We start from the raw sequence: 25,086 nt of genomic DNA, 5'->3' as shown, positions 1-25,086 counted from the left end.
ATGAATAAAGGGCAAAGACATATACGGATTCGTGATATTATTGCAAATCATGAAATTGAAACACAAGATGATTTAGTCGATTTTTTAAAGGATGCAGGCTATAATGTGACACAAGCAACGGTCTCACGTGATATTAAAGAACTGCACTTAGTAAAAGTACCTTTGCAGGATGGACGCTATAAATATAGCTTACCCGCAGACCAACGATTCAATCCAGTACAAAAATTACATCGTGCATTAGCGGATGCTTTTGTGAGCATTGACGGAGCATCGCATTTCTTAGTAATGAAAGCACTCCCAGGTAATGCGAATGCTATTGCGTCATTACTGGATCATTTAGATTGGCCTGAAATTTTAGGTACGATTTCAGGGGATGATACTATTTTAATTATTTGTCGCGATGAAGCCGAGCGAGAAAATACAAAAAATCGCTTATTGGACATGCTATAAGAAGGAAACGAAAATGGTTAACAGTTGCTTGCCTGTTTTTAAAAAAGCGGTCATTTTGCATCTGATAGCACGAGATATAATAGCAGTTGAATTTAATTCAGAGGTGACAATTTGTGTTAAGAGAGCTTAGTATTCGAAATTTTGCCATCATTGAGGATTTAACGGTTAGTTTTTCGGATGGTTTAACTGTACTAACAGGAGAAACTGGGGCTGGGAAATCCATTATTATTGATGCGGTACATTTACTTGCTGGTGGTAGAGGCAATTCAGAATTTATTCGTCATGGTGCTAAAAAAGCAGAGTTAGGCGGGTTGTTTCAAATTTCAAGCACTGCACATCCTGTATATAAGAAATTGGAGGAAGCAGGCATTGAAATAGAAGAAGATTCTATTATTTTACGCCGCGATTTAAATGACTCTGGCAAAAGTGTTTGTCGGGTAAATGGCAAATTGGTACCTTTATCGGTTTTACGAGATATTGGTGCAAGTCTAATTGATATACATGGTCAGCATGAAAATCAAGAACTAATGGATGAAAAACAACATATTCATTTATTGGATCAATTTGCAGAAGAGCAACTATCACCGATTCTTGAACAATACAGTATTCAATATAGCGAATATCGGGCATTAAAAAAAGAATTAGCCTCCATTTCTATTGATGAGCAGTTAATGGCGCAACGCATTGATTTGTACCAATTCCAAATGAAAGAATTGGAAGATGCAAATTTAAAGCTTGGTGAAGAAGATGAGCTGTTAGATGAACGTCGTCGTCTAATGAATTTTAATAAAATTTTCGAACGCTCGAGTGCTGCCTATGAAGCAATTCAGGGAGAGACAAAAGGGCTTGACTGGATCGGAACAGCGATGGGCGCATTAGATGATGCTGCGGTCATCGATGAACAGTTTAAAGAGGCATCTGAGTCGGTAACAACTGCTTTTTACGCTTTACAGGATGCCGCCTATCAGGTGAAAAATGTATTAGATGAGTTAGAATTCGATCCCGCGCGATTAAATGAAGTGGAGCAACGCTTGGCACTTTTCCAAAACTTAAAGCGCAAATATGGCTCCACTGTTGAAGAAATGCTCGCCTATTATGAAAAGATTAAAACAGAGCTTAGTGAGCTTTTGAATCGTGATGAAATATTGCAATTAAAAGAACGAAAAGTACTTGAAATGGAAGTAGTATTAAGTGAACTTGCTGAAAAACTTTCGCATGTTCGAAAAGCAGCAGCCAATGATTTAAGCGAGGCTATCATGGCAGAGCTACGTGAATTACATATGGAAAAAGCAAAATTTATTGTAAATTTTGATGCTTTACCTTACTTTGATGTCAATGGTAAAGACCAAGTGATCTTTTATATTTCAACGAATGTCGGGGAACCACCGAAATCTTTACCGAAAATTGCTTCAGGTGGGGAATTGTCGCGTATGATGTTAGCGTTAAAAACAATTTTTTCTTCTTCCAATGGTGTTACATCCATTATTTTTGACGAAGTGGATACTGGCGTAAGTGGTCGTGTAGCGCAAGCAATCGCTGAAAAAATTGCAGCCATTTCTGTTAATTCTCAAGTTTTGTGTATTTCGCATTTACCTCAAGTGGCGGCGATGGCTGACCATCATTACTTCATTAAAAAAGAGGTGGAACATGATCGGACATTTACTTCTTTAGCAGAAATCGATACAGATGCTCGTATTGAAGAAGTGAGCCGAATGATGTCAGGTGCAGAAATTACCGATTTAACTTTACAGCATGCGACAGAATTGTTAAAGATGGCAAACGAACGAAAAAAACAAATGCGCTAAATTAATAAGAAAATCCAGAGGCAGTCCAATGTTTCTGGGTTTTTTTCATTTTGCACAAATATTTACCGCTTATAAGAACCGCACAACAACACATAGTATAAAGACAAAAATCAAAAGGAGGTGTCGTATGAATCGTCGTTGGCGTCAATTTGTCATTTTGCCTATGCTCATCGTTTTGTTATTTATGCCCATTCAGGCTTTTGCGGCCAAAAAATTAATACCGATGGGTGAAGCAATTGGAATTCAGCTTCAATTATCACATGTCTTTGTTGCGCATGATGTGTTATTAGCTTCCAATCAATGGATGAAAGGAGGCGCCGTTATCGAAAAAATAAATGATACAACGGTAAAAACACTTGCTGATGCCAAGCAAGCCATTGCTCGCCATGGGCAACAAAAATGGACGATAAAAAGTGAAGGAAAAGCATTAACAGTTGACTTACAAAAGCAAGAAGCAGAACATGTCATCTCTTTTTTAAAGGATGAAACAGATGGAGTAGGGACATTGACATACATTGATCCAGAGACATTAAATTACGGAGCATTAGGCCACCAGATTGTCGACTCAACTCTCCAAGAAGCACCTGTCTTCCGCGCAGGCTCCATTTTCTTAGCATCCATTCATCAAATCCGTAAAAGCCTACCTGGTCAACCCGGCTATAAAATTTCCTCCATTGAAAAACATCAGGAACGATTAGGGAGTATTGATAAAAATACGGTTTATGGAATTTTTGGCCGATGGGAAGATAGCTATCAACAAAGATTGCCCAAAGCCATCGAAATTATGCATGCAAAAGATATAAAATTGGGGAAGGCTGAAATTTATACAGCCATTGAAGGAAGTAAAGTCGAAACATTTTCCATTGAAATTACAAAAGTTGAAAATGAACGGCTTGAATTTATCGTTTCTGACGAAAAGCTTATTGAAAAAACAGGTGGCATTTTACAAGGTATGAGTGGTAGTCCCATCATACAGGATGGTCGTTTTGTTGGCGCTGTCACACATATGTTTGTTGAGGAACCGAAAAAAGGAGCTGCTATTACAGTGGCAGAAATGTTAAGAAAATCTTCATGAGTTGGATGGAGCTGCTTCTGGTAGCTCCGTTCTTTCATGGAGAAAATAGGATATTTTAGCTCTTTCCCTAAGTATTTCATGGTTTTTGTGAACACTTTAGCGATACTTAAAAAAAAGTGTAGTTTTATCAGCATTTTTTCACTAAAATAAGTGATAAGTGTATTCGACAATTTGCTGTTACGTATCGTAACTTGTCGAGAAAAAAAGAAAGTATCGGACTACATACTCATTTTTGGAAATTGAAAAGGTTTTTAACCCAAAAATGTCGAAAATTCCACAGTGTGTCAAAAAGACATTAGGGGTAACGGTTTTATGCTTTGAATAGTCAAAGCAAAGTCCAGAAGGAGGAATGGAAATGACAAAGGTAAAAGTGGCGATAGCAGATGATAATCGAGAATTATTAAAAACAATGGAGCATTATTTTCAAGGACATCCCGAAATTGAAATAATTGCAACGGCCTCGAATGGGAAAGTATGTCTTCAAATGCTTGAAGAATACACACCTGATATTTTATTACTGGATATAATTATGCCTCACCTAGATGGATTAGCAGTATTGGAAGCGATGTATCAAAATGATCGTATGTCTTCGATACAAGTCATTATGCTCACAGCATTTGGTCAAGAAGATGTAATGAAACAGGCAGTGGATTTAGGAGCATCGTACTTTATGCTAAAGCCATTTGAATTCGATCAGCTTGTCCAAAAAATATTACATTGTGCTGGCCAAAAGGCTTCTATACCGAAAAAGGCGAGTGTATTACAGCCGACAACTCCTCAAAAATTAAATCAGCATCAGCTTGATAGCACCATTACAGCGATTATTAAAGAAATTGGCGTACCTGCTCATATTAAAGGTTACTCATATTTACGGGAAGCGATACAAATGGTGTTTGAAGATATCGAGTTATTAGGGTCTGTGACGAAAATTCTTTATCCAGAAATTGCAAAGAAATTCAATACAACACCGTCACGTGTAGAACGTGCGATTCGTCATGCCATTGAAGTCGCATGGAATCGTGGCAATTACGAGTCCATTTCGTCGATGTTTGGCTACACCGTACACCACTTAAAGTCGAAGCCGACAAATAGCGAATTCATCGCCATGATTGCAGACAAGATTCGCATTGATATGATGGCGAGTTAATTAACAGTTAAAACAGCTTACAGGACTTATTTAGAGAGAATTTTATTTTTATACTAACTAACTATTAGTGCATTACTAATTGATAAATTATTCAAATAATCTATAAACACATTCATTTTTGGGATATCCCATTTATGGAGGTGTTTTTTTTTGCTGAATATTGAGAGCAGAACGGATGAATTTTGATTATGCGGCAAAGGAACAAGCGAACATTGTATGGATGGTGTTGGAAATTGAATCTAAACAGAAGTTTGGCCGTATACATAGTATCATGTGATTTGGGGGTATAGTATGGTTAATGCTTACAAGGTGGCTCTTATTGGTGGAACGGGGAAAGTAGGGCGTTATATTGCTTCTAAAGCGGTAGAGAAAGGATATCAAGTCCGCATGTTAGTTCGAAATCCAGAAAAAGTAATAGGCAAGGACAGTAGGGTTGAAATCGTCAAAGGAAATGTAAAAAATGTAGAAGATATTCGTAAGCTACTAAAAGATTGCCAAGTAGTTATAAATACCTTTGGGCAACCAATTAAAGAGAAGGCGATGTATAGCAGTATCACTAAAAATATACTCGAATTAATGACTGATTTACATATTGATCGTTATATTGGTGTAACAGGTGGCTCTCTAACTATTACGGGCGATCACAAAAGCATGTTAAATAAAATGGGGGCAAAGTTGTTTGAAATAATGTACTCTAATATGATGGTAGACAAGAAGAAAGAATGGCATATTCTTAACGATCATCCACACATACAATGGACGTTAGTTAGACTACCGTTTATAGTGGATGGCGCAGAAAGAGGAAATTTGAAAGAACATTTAACAGATATGCCTGGCACAAAAATAACAAATCAAGATATTGCGACTTTTATCATTCATCAAATCGACAATATAAACTATGTACATAAAGCACCGTTTATTGCAAATTAATTAAAAGTTCCCAGTTTATTTATACTGCAAAGTACAGTGGCAAACTAATGATGGATTGTCTCCTATCATTAATAAAATAAGAATGGTATTATTGTTACAAAATGTAATATATACTATATAAAGCTTGAAAAATTGGAGGGAAATAAACATGGGGTTATTTGATGGAATAATGGGCAATGCAAGCGAAGTCAATCTAGATAAATTGCAAGAAGAGATGAAAGAGATATTAATACCGAATGAGACCATTCAAAATGCCTATAAAATTATTAGAGATACGTTTATTTTTACGAATAAGCGGTTAATTTTAATCGATAAACAAGGGGTAACGGGTAAGAAAACCGAATATCATTCAATTCCTTACAAAAATATTCTACATTTTTCAGTGGAAACGGCGGGTACATTTGATTTGGATGCAGAGCTAAAAATTTGGGTTTCAGGTAGCCAATTGCCGATACAGAAAAATTTTAATAAATCTACTAACATTTATAAAGTGCAAAGTGTTTTAGCAGAATATGTACTAGGTTAGTATTCTAAGGGCGGTTAACAGGTTTAGAGCTGTTAATCGTTTTTTTGCCTTTATGGCTATAATAGGGACGGGGGGATTATAAATGAAAAGCGTTAATTTTCAACTTGACCATCATAACTCATTAGAAATAACACAAATCAACGATCAGTTATATGAGATGCGACTGAGCGTTAATGGAAGCATAAGTATTTTCTATTTAACGCGTGAACAATTATGCACGGATAGCAGAATTGAAGCATTTCAAGATAGATTAAGCAGTGACTTATTTACAGATAATAAATGACTAAAAGCCCAGAGTCTTTATGCTTGATGCTTAAGTAAGCATACAAATAAATAGTAAGTTAAAACGGTACTTTATGCAGTAATGTTCTACTTTAAGAATGTTTTTAGTAGACAAGACCTAATACAAAAAAACTAAAATAAGGATTTATGTGAATATAGCCATTTCTTTTTCAAAGCGTTCTTAAAAATAACCTAAAAATTTACTGGGTTTTTATGCAATAATAACATTTCCACTTTTGCAACGAAGGAAAACATGCTTTTTTATAGTATATATCGTCTATTTTTTAGAGGAAAAAGGTTTGCACTGTCTACAGAGCTTACTGATAAAGTAGGGGTATTTTCTTTATGAGTAGTGACAATTGTCTCTAAACAAATGTAAATAGATTGTATATACTTACATATAGAGGGAAGGAGGAGGTAGCGTGATTCTAGTTCGAAATGATAACTTCGAAATATCGGAAGAAAACGGAAAGGTATTTATGCTTACATACAGCGCTGGGTTTCCATTAAAAGAATTTGATGGCGTCTTACGTAGTCATCCACGACTAAGGTTATCTAATTTTTCTATATTAAAAACTGTACTAGCAACAGAAAGCACAAGTCCTGTTGAGATTGGACGCTGGCTTCCAAATGTTGAAGCTGAAATTGCTCGAGATAAAATGTCTGCCTCTATATTTATATATGAAACAGCTGATTATATTCAAAAGAATAAGGAAAAATTAACGGAACAAATTTTGGAAACGTTAGCGGACCAAGGCATTATTTATGGCATTTTAGACTTTGATATTTCAAAGGTTGAACCTGGCAAAGCGTTTTTAATTGCGCAAGGAACGTCACCTGTGGCAGGTACAGATGCACAAATTACATATTTACCTAAACCTGAAAGAAAACCTGTCATTCGTGAAGATGGGAAAGCCGATTACTACGACATGAATTTTATTTCAGAAATTTCAGAAGGCTCTTGGCTCGGGGAAAAAATTCCTGCAACGATGGGCAAGCCTGGTCAAAATGTACTCGGTGAAATGATTGCGGCAGCACCTGGTCGTGATTTTCCTATTCGATATGACAAAAAATCCGCGTATGAAGTAGAAGAAGATGGTAAAATCGTCATTCGTTCGAAAATAGCGGGTGTCTTAGATGATGTTAAAGGTGCGATTGGTGTAAATCGCCATCTACCGATTCATGGAGATGTAGGCGTTGAGACGGGGAATTTAGAGTTTAATGGCTCTTTAAGCATTAAGGGAACCGTTACAACTGGCTATACTGTTATTGCAACCGGAGATATTTCCATTGAAGGTGCGGAAGGTGTAAGCGGCGCAAAGCTAATTAAATCAATCGAAGGTGATGTATACATTCGAGGCGGTATTTTTGGTTTGGGTTCAACACTCGTTGAAGCCGGTGGCAATATTTTTGTGAAGCATGTCAATGAAGCTATTTTAGTCGCAGATGATAGTATTCATATCGGTTTTTATTCACTTGGGTCACAACTTACTGCCCATTCCATTTTTGTCGATGAGCGCAGAGGGAAAATCATTGGTGGGCGTGCTGTTGCAAAAAATACAATTGTTACAGCCATTTCGGGAAACCGTTTAGAGCGGAGAACGGATTTAATCATTGAAAGTGTCAATAAACAGGAAAGTTATGCAATGATGCAAGATAAAGCAACGCAGTTAAAGCAATTGCAATCCGATATTTCAGCGCGTGAAGCGAAGATTACAAGTTTACTACCTCTGCTTAAGCAAATGTCTACGCAGCAAATTGCTGCCTTTGAAGAAACAAAGCAAAGCTTATCAAAGTTAAAAGCAGAAGCGGTGACGCTAGATCGTGAAATTAAGTTAATGATGGATGAGATGCGTCATGCTGGAAAAGAAGAAATCATTGTTACAAAGGAAGCCTATCCTGGTACGTATATTCAAATTGGCAAAAAGTCCTCGTTGTTAAATAAAATGACGAACGGAAAATTTTTACTGGAGTTTGGTGAGCTGAATGTATAATGAATCATTCATCCCTGTGTTTGCGCACCGCGGGGCGTCTGCTTATGCGCTAGAAAATAGTTTCAAAGCGTTTGAAAAAGCATTAGAGCTAGGTGCCAATGGGATTGAGTTAGATATTCAGCTATCAAAAGAAGGGATACCCGTTGTTTACCATGATCCGCAATTATCAAGATTAGTAGGCAGTAATAAGCTAGTGAATGAATGCACGATAGCGGAATTGCAGAGCTTTAAATTAGGGAAGCCGTGGAGAAGGTTTTTTTCATCGTATAGAATTCCGACATTTGAAGCGGTTTTAGCATGGGCAAATAATTACCAACTCCCACTGAATATTGAATTAAAATCGACCATTCTTGACAATCAAGATGCGCTCGTTCAACTGCTTCAAGGGCTTAAATTACCAGCAGGTAGCCATTTTTCATCGTTTCATTATGAGCTGTTAGAGGTTGTGAAACGTCATGCGCCACAGTATGAAACAGCGCTAATCGCCACAAAAAAATTAAAATGGGATTTGCTGAGTGATTATAAGGCAATTGATTGTGTTCATATGCATAAAAAGTATTATAAACCCCGCTATTTAGAGGCATGTGTAGCTAGTGCTAAGACATGTCGCTTTTATGCGATTGATGGCAGTGAAAAGTTTTTGACGAATCCACATACATCCGTAGTAGGGTGGATTACCGATTTTCCGGATAAAGTTATCCATGTACAGCTACGTCAATAAAAATAGCTATCCAGTAAGTCACAAAGTTCTGTGGCCTATTTGGATAGCTATTTTTATTTTTTTTGGAAGCGCGGAGCCACTTTTCCTTTTTTTCGATCGCGGTGTAATAAAAAGCCTGCGAAAAAGCCAAAGCCGACAACAAAGAAAATGATGCCAACAACAAATTGCAGCCATAAAAATGGGAAAGGTGAAATGAGCTTACCGAATAATGTATCACGCATAAATTTAATGCCACCTGCGGCCATTAGACCTGGAATTAGCATGACAATAAACGCAGCAAAACGAGCCATACATGTCCCTCCTCATACCTAACTTTAATTGTACCTGTGGATAATGGAATGTCAAGAAAGCCTATGAATCTAAGGCGTCTCGTAAAAGCGCAGGAAGAAGCTCAAAATCTAGCAATCGTAACTGAATTTTTAGAAAATTCTTACTTAGTAGGAAAAGTGTAATAATAGTTGCGAAATTGTGAATTTGTCAGTATTGTAAAATTAAATGGAGCGATATTATCCATTGCAAAACAGTTTTATCATTTTTTTAAAATTTGATTGGGATGGGCATTAGGGGTTGCACTTTCCAAAGCAAAGGGGCGAGTTTTCATGGAAATCTTCAAGTATATGGAAAAGTATGATTATGAACAATTGGTATTTTGCCAAGACAAAGCATCTGGGTTAAAAGCGATTATCGCTATCCATGACACAACACTTGGGCCAGCATTAGGTGGTGCTCGTATGTGGACCTACGCGACAGAAGAAAATGCGATTGAGGATGCATTACGATTAGCACGTGGGATGACATATAAAAATGCAGCTGCTGGTTTAAACCTTGGCGGTGGAAAAACGGTCATTATTGGGGACCCATTTAAAGATAAAAACGAAGAAATGTTCCGTGCTTTAGGTCGTTTCATTCAAGGGCTAAACGGTCGCTATATTACAGCTGAGGATGTTGGTACAACCGTAACAGATATGGATTTAATCCACGAGGAAACAAATTATGTTACTGGTATTTCACCAGCGTTTGGTTCTTCGGGTAATCCTTCACCAGTAACTGCTTATGGCGTTTATCGTGGCATGAAAGCAGCGGCGAAAGAAGCATTTGGTTCGGATATGCTAGAAGGGCGTACTATATCGGTACAAGGGCTAGGAAACGTTGCTTACAAGCTTTGCGAGTATTTACATAATGAAGGTGCAAAACTTGTAGTAACAGATATTAACCAAGCGGCTATTGATCGTGTTGTCAATGATTTTGGCGCTACAGCGGTTGCACCTGATGAAATCTATTCACAAGAAGTCGATATTTTCTCACCGTGTGCACTTGGCGCTATTTTAAATGACGAAACGATTCCGCAATTAAAAGCAAAAGTAATCGCGGGTTCTGCTAATAACCAACTACAAGATTCACGACATGGAGATTATTTACACGAGCTAGGCATTGTTTATGCACCTGACTATGTTATTAATGCAGGTGGTGTAATCAACGTCGCAGACGAATTATATGGCTATAATCGTGAACGCGCGATGAAACGTGTAGATGGTATTTACGATAGTATTGAAAAGATCTTTGAAATTTCCAAACGTGATAGTATTCCAACATATGTTGCGGCAAATCGTTTGGCGGAAGAACGTATTGCTCGCGTAGCGAAATCGCGTAGTCAGTTCTTAAAAAATGAAAAGAATATTTTGAACGGTCGTTAACAACGTCTATTCGCTAAAGAGAAGTCGCATTGTCGACTTCTTCTGTTTAAATAGTAGTAAATAAATGTCTAGGCTAATAGATTCGTCATTACAATAAATGACGTACACCTTTCGTTGCAATGTCTTTCAGATAGAGATTGTTACCTGTGGCGATACAGCGCTTTTCCTCGATGGATTGCACTATGACGCCAGTTAGGAGAGAGAGGCTTTAGCACTTTTCTCATAAGGAGGAATAACATATGGCTCAAAATTATGATGTTGTTATTTTAGGGGGAGGGACAGGTGGCTACGTCGCAGCTATTCGTGCGGCACAATTAGGCTTAAAAACAGCTATTGTGGAACGTGAACGACTTGGTGGTACTTGTCTACATAAAGGCTGTATTCCGAGTAAAGCATTACTTCGAAGTGCTGAAGTATATCGTATGGCCAATAAAACTGCCAGTGAATTTGGTGTAGAGATTACAGGCGTTACCTTGCAATTCAATAAGGTGCAAGCGCGCAAACAAGCAATAGTAGAGCAATTAAGCCAAGGTGTGAATACACTGATGAAAAAAGGCAAAATTGATGTCTATGAAGGAACAGGTCGAATTTTAGGCCCATCTATTTTCTCACCAATGCCAGGTACTATATCAGTAGAGATGCGCAATGGCGAGGAAAATGAAATGCTTGTTCCAACCAATGTTGTGATTGCAACAGGATCGAAGCCACGAGGAATGGCAGGATTAACGGTTGATGGGAAGTACGTCATGAATTCAGACCATGCATTGCAAATGGAAGCATTACCGACTTCATTATTGATTGTTGGTGGTGGTGTAATCGGCATCGAGTGGGCATCTATGCTTTGTGATTTTGGAGTAGCTGTAACTGTAATTGAATACGGTCCTACGATTTTACCAGCCGAGGATGCGGATATTGTAAAAGAAGTGACAAAGCAGCTTGAAAATCGTGGTGTGCGCATTGTGACGAATGCTCGGTTAAATACAGATAGCTTTAAAATAGAAAATGATAACGTTTACATTTCGGCGAAGCTTCAGGATAATGAGGAGCGATTTGAAGCACAGAAATTATTGCTTTGTGTTGGACGTGAAGCAAACATACATGGCATTGGTTTAGAAAATACCGATATTGAAATCGACAACGGCTTTATTCAAGTACGCGATTCTTATCAAACAAAGGAATCACATATGTATGCCATTGGAGATGTGATCGGTGGTTTACAATTGGCGCATGTTGCCTCACATGAAGGTTTGTCCGCTATTGAACACATTGCGACAGGAAAAGTAGCGCCGTTAAATGTTTTGCAAGTACCAAAATGTGTCTATTCCTTCCCAGAAGTGGCTAGTATCGGTTTGACGGAAAGTGCTGCTCGCGAAAATGGGCATGTATTAAAAATTGGTAAATTTCCTTTTAAAGCAATAGGTAAGGCGCTTGTTAATGGAGAATCAGATGGTTTTGTTAAAATAATAGCCGATGAAAAAACGGACGATATTTTGGGTATTCATATGGTAGGGCCGCATGTAACAGATTTAATAGGAGAAGCTTCATTAGCGAAATTATTAGATGCAACTCCTTGGGAAATTAGTCAAGCAATCCATCCACATCCATCATTAAATGAAGTATTAGTGGAATCAGCTTTAGCTGTCGATAAGCGAGCTATTCATTTTTAATGCGTCTACAGACATTACGCCGAGTTGCAACTGATAAAAAGACCGACATAAATTGAGATACTAAAGGAGCTTGTGCAAAAAAACAGGCACTTTAGCACGTTTTCTAATGCGAAAGGGGTGTTCATATGCAAGACGTTCAACTGAAACATGAAGATTTAGGGTTAACAAATGAAGATGTCCTTGCTATGTTCGAAACGATGTTAATGGCAAGAAGATTAGATGAGCGCATGTGGTTATTAAACCGTTCAGGTAAAATTCCATTTGTAATTTCTTGTCAGGGACAGGAGGCTGCACAAGTGGGAGCAGCATTTGCGCTAGATAAAAATAAAGATTATATTGCACCGTATTATCGAGATATGGGCGTAGTCTTACATTTTGGTATGACGCCAAAAGAGCTGATGTTATCAGCATTTGCAAAGGCTGAAGATCCAAACTCTGGCGGCCGCCAAATGCCTGGACATTTTGGGCAAAAGAAAAACCGCATTTTGACTGGTTCTTCACCAGTAACAACACAAGTTCCGCATGCTGTTGGTGTGGCGCTTGCGGGACGCTTGCAAAAGGAGGATTTCATCGCCTTTGTTACGTTAGGAGAAGGTTCTTCCAACCAAGGTGATTTCCATGAAGGGGCAAATTTTGCCGGTGTGCATAAACTACCAGTCATTATAATGGTAGAAAACAATCAATATGCTATTTCAGTACCAGTGGAACGTCAGTTAGGTTGTGCAAAAGTATCCGATCGTGGTATTGGCTATGGCATGCCAGGCGTAACAGTAGACGGCAAATGTCCATTGCAAGTTTATAAGGTTGTCAGAGAGGCGGCAGAACGCGCTCGTAGCGGTGAAGGGCCAAGTTTAATAGAAACGGTGACATTCCGTTTAACTGCACACTCTTCGGATGATGATGATCGTCAATACCGTACAGCTGAAGATATCGCGGAAGGGAAAGCAAAGGATCCGATTGTATTGTTTGAGAAGTATTTACAAGATGCTGGCATTATGACGGAATCTCTTCGTACTGAAATAGAAGAGCGTGTGATGGCCGAAGTAAATGAAGCGACGGACTATGCAGAAGCAGCTCCTTATGCTAAACCAGAGGAAGCCTTGAAGTACGTATATGCACCAGTGGACGGAGGTGACGTGTAATGGCAGTAATGTCTTATATTGATGCGATTACATTAGCGATGAAGGAAGAAATGGAACGAGATGAACGAGTTTTCATTTTAGGAGAGGACGTTGGTCGCAAAGGCGGCGTTTTCAAAGCAACGACTGGTCTTTATGAGCAGTTTGGGGAGTATCGTGTGTTAGATACACCGCTTGCGGAAAGTGCCATTGCAGGAGTCGGTATTGGTGCGGCAATGTACGGCATGCGCCCAATTGCTGAAATGCAGTTTGCAGACTTTATTATGCCTGCTGTGAACCAAATTGTATCGGAAGCTGCGAAAATCCGTTATCGCTCCAATAATGACTGGACTTGTCCGATTGTAGTCCGTGCTCCTTTTGGTGGTGGGATTCACGGAGCGCTTTACCATTCACAATCGGTAGAAGCACTTTTTGCTGGAACACCCGGTTTGAAAATTGTTATTCCTTCCACTCCGTATGATGCGAAAGGCTTGTTAAAGGCAGCAATTCGTGATGAAGATCCGGTATTATTCTTTGAACATAAGCGTGCGTATCGCCTAATCAAAGGGGAAGTCCCATTAGACGATTATACATTACCAATCGGCAAGGCAGATGTGAAGCGAGAAGGGGAAGACGTTACGGTCATTACGTATGGTCTAGCCGTTCATTTCGCTTTACAGGCAGCCGAGCGTTTAGCGGCAGATGGCATCTCTGTCCATATTTTAGATTTACGTACAGTGTATCCGTTAGATAAAGAAGCCATTATTGAAGCGGCAAGTAAAACAGGAAAAGTATTGCTTGTGACAGAAGATAACAAGGAAGGCAGTATTATAAGTGAGGTCGCTGCCATTATCGCAGAACATTGCTTATTTGACCTTGATGCGCCTATTCAACGTTTAGCTGGACCAGATGTACCTGCAATGCCATATGCGCCTACGATGGAAAAGTTTTTCATGATAAATCCTGAAAAAGTAGAGCGGGCATTGAGAGATTTAGCTGCATTCTAAAAATCTCCTATCAGGAGATGCATATCTAATTAGTAGTCTCTTTTGAGTAGGCTCAAAGGCTTGCGAAATATAAGTTGAAGCTTCTCAACTAGTTGTCTCGAATTTTGCAATGGCATGCTGTAAATGGACAATTCAAAATTCGGGTTGACTAGATGGAGGCGTAATTGATGGGAGGAAAAGATAATGGCGATTCAAAGCATTACGATGCCACAGCTCGGTGAAAGCGTAACAGAAGGTACAATCGAAAAATGGCTCGTACAACCAGGTGATACAGTAAAAAAATATGATCCATTAGCAGAAGTTGTGACGGATAAAGTAAATGCAGAAATCCCATCCTCTTTTGAAGGGGTCATTACAGAATTACTTGCAGAAGAAGGGCAAACGTTACCAGTTGGAGCAGTGGTTTGTTCCATTGAAATCGCAGGTGACGGTGAAGAGCCAACGTCTTTGCCTGCGAAAAAGTCGACAGTAAGTGCTGCAATATTAAATGCAGGGATTCAGAAAAAACAAGAGTCTCCAAAGGAAGTTACTGCACCTATTGCATCAGCAAATTCAGTGAAACAACAAAAAAACCGCTATTCGCCTGCTGTACTTAGACTGGCCCAAGAACATGATATTCCACTTGAGCAAGTTGTTGGTACAGGCGAGGGTGGTCGTATTACACGAAAAGATCTACAACAACTCATTGACGCAGGAAATATACCAACGCCACAGGATGTAACACCTTCTGAGCCAGTTGCAACAACGGCTAGTAGCCAACCTGTTGCCGCTATCGAAACACCAACAAAACCAATCGCATCCTCGCCAGTGTTGCAAACAGGCGACATTGAAATTCCAGTAACGAATGTGCGCCGTGCCATTGCGAATAATATGGTACGTAGTGCTCAAGAAGTCCCACATGCTTGGATGATGATGGAAGTTGATGTAACGGATTTAGTGGCTTATCGGGATAGTATAAAGATGGACTTTAAGCAAAAGGAAGGTTTTAATATTACCTACTTTGCGTTCTTTGTAAAGGCCGTTGCACAAGCTTTAAAAGAGTTCCCAATGATGAACGCTATGTGGGCGGGTGATAAAATTATCCAAAAACATGACATAAATATTTCCATTGCGGTAGCAACAGACGATGCACTTTTTGTCCCTGTTATAAAACACGCTGATGAAAAGTCCATTAAAGGGATTGCTAAAGAAATTCACGAGCTTGCCCAAAAAGTACGCACGGGGAAACTGACAATGGACAATATGCAAGGTGGTACTTTTACAGTTAATAATACGGGTGCTTTCGGTTCTGTGCAGTCGATGGGCATTATTAATTATCCGCAAGCTGCCATCCTGCAAGTGGAAAGTATTGTAAAAAAACCAGTTGTTTTACCTGGTGGAATGTTTGCGGCACGCGATATCGTAAATTTATGTTTATCTTTAGATCATCGCGTATTAGATGGATTAGTTTGTGGTAAATTCCTAAATAGAGTAAAAGAAATACTCGAAAATACAAATAAATCTTCGACGTCAGTCTACTGATGACTTGTCGGAAACCTGTTGTATAACGGTTTCCGATTTTTTTTTGCTTTTCGAGTCGCAATTTGTCATGTAGAATAACAAATAGAAACTACTAAGGGGGGAAGCTGATTAAGCGTCCGCATGTCAAACAACATGAAAAATATTGAATTTGAAAAGCCGTCCTATTCAGAATGGCAAGATGCAGCAATCAAAGCTTTAAAAGGGAAACCATTCGAGTCTCTTTTAACGAAAACAAGTGAGGGTGTTACTTTAGAACCACTTTACACACAAGAAAGTTTAGTAGCAAAACTTGGAGATGAACTTGATAAACAAGTTGCCACAATCCGTTCCCTACAAAATAGTCAAGTATTTCGTGTGGCACAGCAAGTTTATGCAGAAACAAGTGAAGCATTTTTCGCTCAACTTGATGATAGTTTAGCTCGTGGTAATGAGATTGTGACAATTGATAGCCGTGTTAACTTTGAATGGTCTGAAGAAATATTGGCACAACTAGCTCCTTATTTCTCTGAATATTCGTTTAAAATAACGGTAAAAGACGAGAATGACCCATTGTTAGCAGTATTCGACAACATCACAAATGAACAGCGTGAAACTGTGAATGGGTATATTGTAGCGAAAAGCCCTATCAAGCTTAAAGGATTGCCAAATGTACGAACTATTAGTGCAAACACAGTAACTTACCATAATGAAGGCGCTAATGCCGTACAAGAATTAGCTTATGCACTTGCTATTGCAGCAAAATATGCAGAGCAAGAAGAAAACTTTGATGCTTTTGCACAAAAATTTTATGTTTCATTTGCGATTGATACACAATTCTTCACAGAAATTGCGAAGTTACGTGCATTTAAAGTACTTTGGAAAGCGTTCTCATCTGCATATGGTGTGGAAGGGAATGTAAAAATTCCAACGCTTGCGGAAACTTCTCTACGAAGCTTCTCGAAATTGGATGTTTACGTAAATTTACTACGTGCAGCAAATGAAGCGCTTTCTGGATTAATTGGCGGTGCGGATGTATTTACAGTTCACCCACATGATGCATTAACGAAGCCTACAGAACAATCTGTTCGTATTGCTCGAAATGTATCTTTAGTGTTAAAAGAAGAAACAAATGTCTTAAAAATAACAGATCCTGCCGGTGGTTCATACTTCATTGAATCATTAACAGCGGACTTCGTAAAAGAAGCTTGGGCATTATTCTTAGAAATTGAAGCTGCTGGTGGTATGGACGCGTATGCGGCATCTGGTAAATTAGCAGAAGCATTAGAAGTATCTTACCAAGCGCGAATTAAAGCAGCACAAACACGCAAACAATCGGTTATCGGTACGAATATTTATGCAAATCCAGCAGATGTACTTGAAAGTGAAACGAACCCATTATTTGCAGATGTTAAGCGCATTTCGATTCCGTTTGAGCAATTGCGTGCACAAATGACTGCTGCCAATGTGAAAACAGGAATTCTAGCATTAGGTTCACTAAAAAGTTCAAAACCTCGTGCAGACTTTGTATCTGGTTTCTTAAACACTGTTGGTCTAGTACCAGAAAAAAGCGAACCAGTAGCAACAGTTGAGGAAGCGCTCGCTTGGCTAAATACAACAGAAGCAAAATATGTTGTTATTGCAGGCAATGACGATACTACAAAAGAATTAGTACCAGCGATTTTAGCTAAAAAACCAGCAAACGTAATTGTAGACGTTGCAGGTAAATTTAAAGACGAAGAAGAAGCTTGGTTAGCAAATGGCTTAAACGGCTTTATTTTCGCAGGACAGAACATCATTGAAAAATTAAATTCAGTGTTCGCTAGCATGAAGGAGGTCCAACGATGAGCAAGCCTAATTTTAGTGCAATTGAAATCGAAAACGTATTATCAACTGAAGCTCCTGCGGCGTCAGATGAAAAATTCATGACAAATGAAGGTATTGAAATTAAAGATATTTATACAAAAGATGACATTAAAGATGTGAAACATTTACATGATGTAGCTGGTATAGCACCGAATACACGTGGACCATACCCTACTATGTATGTTGCGCGTCCTTGGACAGTTCGTCAGTATGCAGGTTTCTCTACGGCTGAAGAATCAAATGCCTTTTATAAACGTAACCTTGCAATGGGTCAAAAAGGGCTTTCAGTTGCCTTTGACTTAGCAACGCACCGTGGTTATGATTCAGACCACCCACGCGTTACAGGTGATGTTGGTAAAGCTGGGGTTGCCATTGACTCTGTCGAAGATATGAAAATTTTATTTGATCAAATTCCGTTAGACCAAATGTCTGTATCTATGACGATGAATGGTGCTGTACTGCCAGTACTTGCCTTCTACATCGTTGCTGCTGAAGAGCAAGGGGTAACACCAGACCAGTTAGCTGGAACAATTCAAAATGATATTTTAAAAGAATACATGGTCCGTAACACATATATTTATCCACCTGCAATGTCGATGAAAATTATTGCGGACATCTTTGAATATACTGCGAAATTCATGCCGAAATTTAACTCTATTTCTATTTCGGGCTACCATATTCAAGAAGCAGGTGCTACAAACGATATTGAACTTGCCTATACATTAGCCGACGGACTTGAGTATGTTCGTACAGGGTTAAAAGCGGGTATTGATATCGATGCCTTTGCACCACGTTTATCATTCTTCTGGGCGATTGGTATGAACTATTACATGGAAGTGGCAAAAATGCGTGCTGCACGCCGCATTTGGGCGCAAATGATGTCTACGTTCAATCCAAAAAATCCAAAGACATTGGCATTACGTACACACTCACAAACTTCTGGATGGTCTCTAACAGAGCAAGATCCATTCAATAACGTGACGCGTACATTAATCGAAGCCAATGCTTCATCAATGGGGCATACGCAATCACTTCATACGAACGCACTTGACGAAGCAATTGCTTTACCAACAGATTTCTCTGCACGTATTGCACGTAATACGCAGTTATTCTTACAAGAAGAAACAGCCATGACAAAAGTGATTGATCCATGGGGTGGTTCATATTATGTTGAAAAACTAACAGATGAAATCACTGAATCTGCTTGGGCGTTAATCGAAGAAATTGAAGAACTTGGTGGTATGGCAAAAGCGATTGAAACAGGTCTTCCTAAGATGAAGGTTGAAGAAGCTGCGGCGAAACGTCAGGCGAAAATTGACTCGAAATCAGAAACAATCGTTGGTGTGAACAAATATCGTCTGGACAAAGAAGAGCCAATCGACATTCTTGATATCGACAATACACTAGTACGTCAAAAGCAAATTGAGCGTTTAGATGCTATGAAAGCAGCTCGTGATGAGGCAGAAGTACAAAAACATCTTGCACGCTTAACGAAAGCTGCACAAGATGGTGAGGAAAACTTACTTGCAGTAGCGGTAGATGCAGCGCGTGCTCGTGCATCACTGGGAGAAATTTCTGATGCAATCGAGGTTGTATCTGGTCGTCATAAAGCCATCATCCGTTCCATTTCAGGCGTTTATTCTGCTAACTTCTCTGACGAAGAACAAATTACTGAAGTGAAAAATATGACAGATGAGTTCCTTGAAAATGAAGGTCGTCGCCCACGTATTTTAGTTGCGAAAATGGGACAAGACGGACATGACCGAGGTGCCAAAGTCATTGCAACTGGCTATGCTGACTTAGGGTTTGACGTAGATATTTCACCACTATTTATGACACCTGAAGAAACTGCGCAAATGGCTGTTGAAAATGACGTACATTGTATCGGCGTATCGTCATTAGCAGCAGGTCACAAAACTTTAGTACCTGCATTGGTTGCTGAACTGAAAAAACTTGGTCGTGAAGATATTATCATTATCGTTGGCGGCGTTATTCCAGCACAAGATTATGAATTCCTTTATGAAGCAGGTGCTGTGGCGATCTTTGGTCCTGGTACAGTAATACCTGTATCTGCAATTAAAATTATTGAGGAAATCTATAAACGTTTAGGTTACGAGGAAGTGTCTAAATAATGGACAAAAACAAAGGGATGCAGGAAAGTGCTCTATTTGTCATGGGTGGCGTGGAGGCATCTCACGACGGTATGCAGTATGGTGTACCGAAAAAATTCCGAAAGAAAAAGGCGGACAACCTTAATATACAGGGGCTTGCACGAGATGTACGTGCAGGCTCCCGTGTACAGTTGTCAAAAGCCATTACGCTCATTGAAAGTTCGAATAGTACCCATAAAGCACAGGCTCAGGAGTTATTACAGGAGCTTTTACCGCATACAGGCAACAGTGTTCGTATAGGGATTACGGGAGTACCGGGGGCTGGGAAAAGCTCTTTCATTGAAGCTTTCGGAACGATGTTATGTGAGATGGGTAAAAAAGTAGCGGTCCTTGCAATAGACCCGAGTTCTTCATTATCAGGGGGCAGTATTTTAGGCGATAAAACGCGCATGGAAGAACTGGTGAAAAAGCCGAATGCATTCGTTCGTCCATCACCGTCTGCTGGTACCCTAGGGGGTGTCCATAAGAAGACGCGCGAAACGATGCTTTTATGTGAAGCAGCGGGCTACGATGTCATTTTAATTGAGACCGTTGGTGTTGGGCAGAGTGAAACATACGTCCGCGGTATGGTCGATTTCTTCCTGTTGCTCGTGTTAACAGGTGCAGGGGATGAGCTTCAAGGTATGAAAAAGGGCATTATGGAATTAGCGGATGCAATTGTTGTGCATAAAGCGGATGGTGACAATGTTCGACTAGCGAAAAAAACCGTTTCCGAGTACAAGCAAATATTGCATTTCCTTCAACCTGCAACACCAGGTTGGATGTCTACTGCCATGCCAGTTAGTTCGTGGGAGAAAAAGGGACTCGATAAAGTGTGGGATACAATCGGTGAATTTAGGCAAACGGTAGAAGCAAATAACTATTGGTCTATCCGACGTCAAAAACAAACGAGAGATTGGTTCCAATCTATGATTACAGATCATTTAATTGATGCATTTTACGGAGACCCAAATCGCAAGGAACAAGTGCAGTTACTAGAGCGCCAAATCCTCAATGGGCAATTAACAGTAACGCAAGGTGTAGATCGTTTATTTAGCGATGAGCAATCACAGAAATAATGTACGCTTTTATATGAGCATGTAGGTGCACAAAAGCATCACTTACTGCTATGATAGGAGATGTATGAGCGCTTTCAACCAAAAGTTATACAAAGCAAATGAAGACAGCGCGAAATTGAAAGGAGCTATCGCTTTATGAATATGGATTACGATTTATTTATGCAAGAAATTTTAAAAACAGCACGTGCAGAAATTGAGGCTGCAGGATACGAGCAATTACGCACGCCGGAAGCTGTTGAAGAGGCGTTTGCTCGTCCGGGTACAACATTAGTTATGGTCAATTCAGTATGTGGCTGTGCGGGGGGCATTGCTCGACCAGCAGCAGCACAATGTGTGCATTACGATAAAAGACCAGATCATTTAGTTACTGTCTTTGCAGGTCAAGATAAAGAAGCGACAGCAGCAGCTCGTTATCACTTCGGTGAAGACCACTTGCCATCTTCTCCATCATTTGTACTTTTAAAAGATGGACAAGTCGTAGCAGAAGTGGGCCGCTATGAAATCGAAGGCCATGATCCAATGTCAGTAGTGACAAACTTACAAGCTAATTTTGAAGAATATTGTGAAGAGCTATAAAGTTTGATTAACACCTATATGGTGAGCTTAACATAAGTTTAGCTTTTAGTTATTTGGCTAAAGTGACTAGTGCACTTTAGTCAAATCCTTTCGGAATTTTTGTAATATTGGCTAAATAAATGGACAACACAATAAAAGTTTAAATAGATAAGATGAGCTTCTAATGAATAACTATTCGTTATGAATGCTGCAGGATGGGAGGCAGTCGACTTGAAGAAATTTTCAATCGGCTATCGTACATTAAAAACAGCAGTCGGAGCAGCGATCGCCATTGCGATTGCGCAGTATTTTGAATTAGCTTCTTATGCTTCAGCCGGTATTCTAACGATTCTATGTGTGCAGCCAACAAAGAAAAAATCCCTTCATGCTGCTTATACTCGCTTTGTCGCAAGCATTATTGGTATGCTGTATGCATTTTTGAGCTTTGAGCTATTTTCTTATCACCCATTAACATTGGCAGGGATGCTTGTATTGTTTATACCGACGATTGTTTCGTTAAAGGTAGCAGATGGCTTTGTATCAAGTGCGGTGATTATTATGCATATTTACGCAGCTAAGGGCTTTTCGTATGATTTGGTAACGAATGAGTTAGCCTTGATGGCTATTGGTTATGGTACGGGAATCGCCATTAATATGTATATGCCAGATATTCAAAAGGAATTAAATTACTATAGAGTTAAAATAGAGGAACTGTACAGTAAGATTTTTTTAGAAATTGCCAGCTATTTAAGACAGGGTGATACGTTATGGGATGGACAGGAACTGATTCAAGCAGTCAAAATGTTGAATGATGCAAAATCATTAGCCTTTAAAGATGTAGAAAATCATTTTACTCGTAGACAAAATGACTATTATGTCTATTTCGATATGCGTGAGCAACAGCTTGAAATTATTGAACGAGTTCTCCCGAAGATAACGGCATTACCTGTTATAGTACAAGAGGCAGAAATTGTGGCAGACTTTGTCCAAGACCTTGGGGAGCATGTCCATTCTGGAAATACGGCAGGTCGTTATAGGGAAAAATTAGAGTTAGCGAAGAGAGATTTTGCGAAACTACCTTTACCTACAAACCATCAAGAGTTTATTGCGCAAGCAGCGCTTTATCAATTCATAGAAGAAATGGATCGGTATTTAGAAATAAAGCAATCATTTAAGGGTTTAAAGGTAGAAAGAAAGCGCCCACAGTAGCGTGGACGCTTTGCATTTTCTTAAACTAGCATTGATAAACCGAATGCAAGAGATGAAATGACCATGATGGCAATCATGGCATAAACAACGACTTTTTGAAATTTTTTATTACTCATATGCTCGTTCGCTCCTTCTTTTCTTATAAATAGTTTAGCAAATCTGAAAAATTTCTCAAGTAGTAGAGTTTTGACAAAAAAATCTGTAAAATAGGTTATGTACCATAACAGAAGGAGATGTCACCATGGAGAGAGTAGACCATATTGGGATTGCAGTGCGCGATCTAGATGAACGCATTACATATTATACAGAAACTTTAGGTTTAAAGTTACTGAAAGTGGAAGAGGTTGAATCTCAGCAGGTTCGTGTTGCTTTTATTGACGCTGGCAATGTGAAAATTGAGTTACTTGAACCGATGAGCGAAAAAAGCGCTATTCACGGATTCATCGAAAAGCGTGGCGAAGGCATTCACCATGTTGCATTCGGTGTAACAGGAATTCGTGAACGGATGGCAGAGCTTCGTGAAAAAGGCGTGCGTCTTTTGTCGGAAGAGCCAGGACCAGGTGCAGGTGGCGCAGAGGTAGCTTTCATGCATCCTAAATCATCTTTCGGTGTGTTATATGAATTATGCGATAAAAGTGGAAAAGGGGAAAAGTGATTAGTATGGATATGTTCGACAAAATTAATGACTTATATGATCGTAAGACGGTAATTGAGCTTGGCGGTGGCTATGAACGCATCGAAAAGCAACATGATAAAGGTAAATTAACAGCTCGTGAGCGTATTGAATTATTACTAGACGAAGGTACGTTTTTCGAGATTAACCCATTCATTACGCACCGTACAGTAGACTTCGGTATGGACAAAATGGAAGGCCCTGGCGATGGTGTAGTAACAGGCTTTGGTAAAATTAACGGACGTCCAGTTTACTTATTCTCTCAAGATTTCACTGTTTTTGGTGGAGCGCTTGGTGAAATGCACGCTAAAAAAATGGCGACAGTAATGGATCTAGCAGCTAAAAACGGCACACCATTTATCGGTATTAACGATTCAGGTGGCGCGCGTATTCAAGAGGGTGTTCTTTCTCTTGATGGTTACGGACATATCTTCTACCGTAATGCGATTTACTCTGGAGTAATTCCACAAATCTCTGTTATTATGGGACCTTGTGCGGGTGGAGCTGTGTATTCTCCAGCTATCACAGACTTTATCTTAATGGTTGATAAAACATCTCAAATGTTTATTACTGGACCAAAAGTAATTGAAACAGTAACAGGTGAAAAAATCTCTGCTGAAGATCTAGGTGGATCAAAAGTAAACAATGCAGTAAGTGGTAACGCTCACTTCCGTGCACCATCTGAAGAAGCGGCAATCAATCAAATTAAACAATTATTAAGCTATTTACCACAAAACAATAAAGAAAAAGCACCACGTCAACCACGTCCAGAAGGTGACGATTATCGTCCAGAAATCGTGGATACTGTGCCAATCGAAACAACGCGCCCATACGATGTGCGTAAAGTTGTAGAACAAGTAGTGGACGAAGGTTCATTTATGGAAGTTCACTCAGAATTTGCGAAAAATGTCGTAGTTGGTTTTGCACGTATTGCTGGTGAATCTGTAGGTCTTGTATGTAACCAACCAAAAGTATTAGCGGGTGGTCTTGATATCGATTCTTCAGATAAGGCAGCTCGTTTCATTCGTACTTGTGACGCGTATAATGTGCCAATTATCACGTTTGAAGACGTTTCTGGTTTCTTCCCAGGCGTAAAACAAGAGCACGGTGGTATTATCCGTCATGGTGCGAAAATCCTTTATGCATACTCTGAAGCAACTGTACCAAAAATTACAGTTATTCTACGTAAAGCATATGGTGGTGCGTACGTTGCACTTAACTCTAAATCAATCGGTGCTGACTTAGTATTCTCTTGGCCAAACGCTGAAATCGCAGTAATGGGTGCAGCAGGTGCAGCAAATATTATCTTTGCTCGTGAAATTGCGAAGTCTGATGATCCAGAAGCAACTCGTGCAGCAAAAATTGAAGAGTATAAAGAGAAATTCGCAAATCCTTATGTTGCGGCATCTCGTGGTATGGTAGACGATGTTATTGATCCTCGTGATACGCGTATCAAACTTATTCAAGCTCTAGATATGTTGTCAAACAAGCACGAAACACGTCCAGAGAAAAAACACGGAAACATTCCACTATAAGTTGGACAAACCCAGTAGCCAGTTGGCTGCTGGGTTTTTTAGATGGAACGACTAAAAAAATATATTCAAAAAATGACAGATAATTGAAACATTTTTGCTGCTCACC

Annotated in this window: 23 protein-coding genes; 21 read left to right on the top strand and 2 right to left on the bottom strand. The window is 39.4% G+C overall.

Annotated features, from left to right (window positions below; translation table 11 throughout):
* The 9 genes from argR to MKY08_RS13325 all read left to right on the top strand — a co-directional run bounded on the left by argR (position 1) and on the right by MKY08_RS13325 (position 8,930).
* Entirely contained in the window at positions 1-450 is a 450-nt protein-coding gene (gene argR / locus MKY08_RS13365; protein ID WP_024361172.1) for a transcriptional regulator ArgR, read from the top strand.
* Positions 451-563: 113 nt separating this feature from the next.
* Complete coding sequence (gene recN, locus MKY08_RS13360; RefSeq protein ID WP_069513092.1) at positions 564-2,255, top strand: DNA repair protein RecN; 1,692 nt, start codon at positions 564-566, stop codon at positions 2,253-2,255.
* Between the two features lie 127 nt (positions 2,256-2,382).
* Positions 2,383-3,330, top strand: coding sequence for a SpoIVB peptidase S55 domain-containing protein (locus MKY08_RS13355; RefSeq protein ID WP_024361170.1), 948 nt, complete (start codon positions 2,383-2,385; stop codon positions 3,328-3,330).
* A gap of 355 nt (positions 3,331-3,685) precedes the next feature.
* Positions 3,686-4,477, top strand: a complete 792-nt coding sequence (gene spo0A, locus MKY08_RS13350) for a sporulation transcription factor Spo0A (protein ID WP_024361169.1) — start codon at positions 3,686-3,688, stop codon at positions 4,475-4,477.
* 291 nt (positions 4,478-4,768) lie between these two features.
* Entirely contained in the window at positions 4,769-5,407 is a 639-nt protein-coding gene (locus MKY08_RS13345; protein WP_069513093.1) for an NAD(P)H-binding protein, read from the top strand.
* 148 nt (positions 5,408-5,555) lie between these two features.
* Complete coding sequence (locus tag MKY08_RS13340; RefSeq protein ID WP_069513094.1) at positions 5,556-5,933, top strand: PH domain-containing protein; 378 nt, start codon at positions 5,556-5,558, stop codon at positions 5,931-5,933.
* Positions 5,934-6,015: 82 nt separating this feature from the next.
* A complete protein-coding gene (locus MKY08_RS13335; RefSeq protein ID WP_069513095.1) occupies positions 6,016-6,216 on the top strand; it encodes a hypothetical protein in 201 nt (66 codons plus the stop codon).
* A gap of 421 nt (positions 6,217-6,637) precedes the next feature.
* On the top strand, positions 6,638-8,209 hold the full coding sequence (locus MKY08_RS13330; RefSeq protein WP_069513096.1) for a FapA family protein: 1,572 nt from the start codon (positions 6,638-6,640) through the stop codon (positions 8,207-8,209).
* Positions 8,202-8,930: a glycerophosphodiester phosphodiesterase gene (locus tag MKY08_RS13325; protein ID WP_069513097.1), complete on the top strand. Its 729-nt coding sequence runs from the start codon at positions 8,202-8,204 to the stop codon at positions 8,928-8,930. Before MKY08_RS13330 ends, MKY08_RS13325 begins: the two co-directional genes overlap by 8 nt.
* 53 nt (positions 8,931-8,983) lie before the next feature.
* On the opposite strand, the gene MKY08_RS13320 is transcribed toward MKY08_RS13325, so the two are convergent.
* Positions 8,984-9,220 carry a DUF2627 family protein gene (locus MKY08_RS13320; RefSeq protein WP_010859733.1) on the bottom strand — a complete coding sequence of 79 codons (237 nt, stop codon included), beginning with the start codon at positions 9,218-9,220 and terminating at the stop codon, positions 8,984-8,986.
* Positions 9,221-9,529: 309 nt separating this feature from the next.
* Here MKY08_RS13320 and MKY08_RS13315 point away from each other — a divergent pair, with 309 nt between their 5' ends.
* The 10 genes from MKY08_RS13315 to MKY08_RS13270 all read left to right on the top strand — a co-directional run bounded on the left by MKY08_RS13315 (position 9,530) and on the right by MKY08_RS13270 (position 22,772).
* On the top strand, positions 9,530-10,624 hold the full coding sequence (locus MKY08_RS13315) for a Glu/Leu/Phe/Val dehydrogenase (protein ID WP_069513098.1): 1,095 nt from the start codon (positions 9,530-9,532) through the stop codon (positions 10,622-10,624).
* A gap of 239 nt (positions 10,625-10,863) precedes the next feature.
* Entirely contained in the window at positions 10,864-12,291 is a 1,428-nt protein-coding gene (gene lpdA / locus MKY08_RS13310) for a dihydrolipoyl dehydrogenase (RefSeq protein ID WP_069513099.1), read from the top strand.
* A 125-nt stretch (positions 12,292-12,416) separates the two neighbouring features.
* Positions 12,417-13,433: a thiamine pyrophosphate-dependent dehydrogenase E1 component subunit alpha gene (locus MKY08_RS13305; protein ID WP_069513100.1), complete on the top strand. Its 1,017-nt coding sequence runs from the start codon at positions 12,417-12,419 to the stop codon at positions 13,431-13,433.
* Entirely contained in the window at positions 13,433-14,416 is a 984-nt protein-coding gene (locus MKY08_RS13300; protein ID WP_024361156.1) for an alpha-ketoacid dehydrogenase subunit beta, read from the top strand. Before MKY08_RS13305 ends, MKY08_RS13300 begins: the two co-directional genes overlap by 1 nt.
* Before the next feature lie 183 nt (positions 14,417-14,599).
* On the top strand, positions 14,600-15,937 hold the full coding sequence (locus MKY08_RS13295) for a dihydrolipoamide acetyltransferase family protein (protein ID WP_069513101.1): 1,338 nt from the start codon (positions 14,600-14,602) through the stop codon (positions 15,935-15,937).
* A 120-nt stretch (positions 15,938-16,057) separates the two neighbouring features.
* Positions 16,058-17,761, top strand: a complete 1,704-nt coding sequence (locus MKY08_RS13290) for a methylmalonyl-CoA mutase family protein (RefSeq protein WP_069513102.1) — start codon at positions 16,058-16,060, stop codon at positions 17,759-17,761.
* Entirely contained in the window at positions 17,758-19,911 is a 2,154-nt protein-coding gene (scpA, locus tag MKY08_RS13285) for a methylmalonyl-CoA mutase (RefSeq protein WP_069513103.1), read from the top strand. Before MKY08_RS13290 ends, scpA begins: the two co-directional genes overlap by 4 nt.
* The gene (gene meaB / locus MKY08_RS13280) at positions 19,911-21,008 is read left to right on the top strand and encodes a methylmalonyl Co-A mutase-associated GTPase MeaB (protein WP_069513104.1); all 1,098 of its coding nucleotides are present in this window, start codon (positions 19,911-19,913) and stop codon (positions 21,006-21,008) included. Before scpA ends, meaB begins: the two co-directional genes overlap by 1 nt.
* Before the next feature lie 135 nt (positions 21,009-21,143).
* Complete coding sequence (locus MKY08_RS13275) at positions 21,144-21,584, top strand: BrxA/BrxB family bacilliredoxin (RefSeq protein WP_024361151.1); 441 nt, start codon at positions 21,144-21,146, stop codon at positions 21,582-21,584.
* 180 nt (positions 21,585-21,764) lie between these two features.
* The gene (locus MKY08_RS13270; protein ID WP_081328027.1) at positions 21,765-22,772 is read left to right on the top strand and encodes an aromatic acid exporter family protein; all 1,008 of its coding nucleotides are present in this window, start codon (positions 21,765-21,767) and stop codon (positions 22,770-22,772) included.
* A gap of 20 nt (positions 22,773-22,792) precedes the next feature.
* Here MKY08_RS13270 and prli42 read toward each other — a convergent pair whose 3' ends face one another.
* Positions 22,793-22,888 carry a stressosome-associated protein Prli42 gene (gene prli42 / locus MKY08_RS13265; RefSeq protein WP_152490651.1) on the bottom strand — a complete coding sequence of 32 codons (96 nt, stop codon included), beginning with the start codon at positions 22,886-22,888 and terminating at the stop codon, positions 22,793-22,795.
* A gap of 125 nt (positions 22,889-23,013) precedes the next feature.
* Here prli42 and mce point away from each other — a divergent pair, with 125 nt between their 5' ends.
* Complete coding sequence (gene mce, locus MKY08_RS13260; protein ID WP_069513106.1) at positions 23,014-23,427, top strand: methylmalonyl-CoA epimerase; 414 nt, start codon at positions 23,014-23,016, stop codon at positions 23,425-23,427.
* A gap of 5 nt (positions 23,428-23,432) precedes the next feature.
* Positions 23,433-24,980, top strand: coding sequence for an acyl-CoA carboxylase subunit beta (locus tag MKY08_RS13255; RefSeq protein WP_069513107.1), 1,548 nt, complete (start codon positions 23,433-23,435; stop codon positions 24,978-24,980).
* Positions 24,981-25,086 lie beyond the last annotated feature (106 nt).

This window comes from Lysinibacillus sp. FSL M8-0337, assembly GCF_038593855.1.
Lineage (GTDB): Bacteria > Bacillota > Bacilli > Bacillales_A > Planococcaceae > Lysinibacillus > Lysinibacillus sphaericus_D.
The sequence above is the reverse complement of the archived record's forward strand: the minus strand, read 5'-3'. Positions and strand labels throughout refer to the sequence as shown.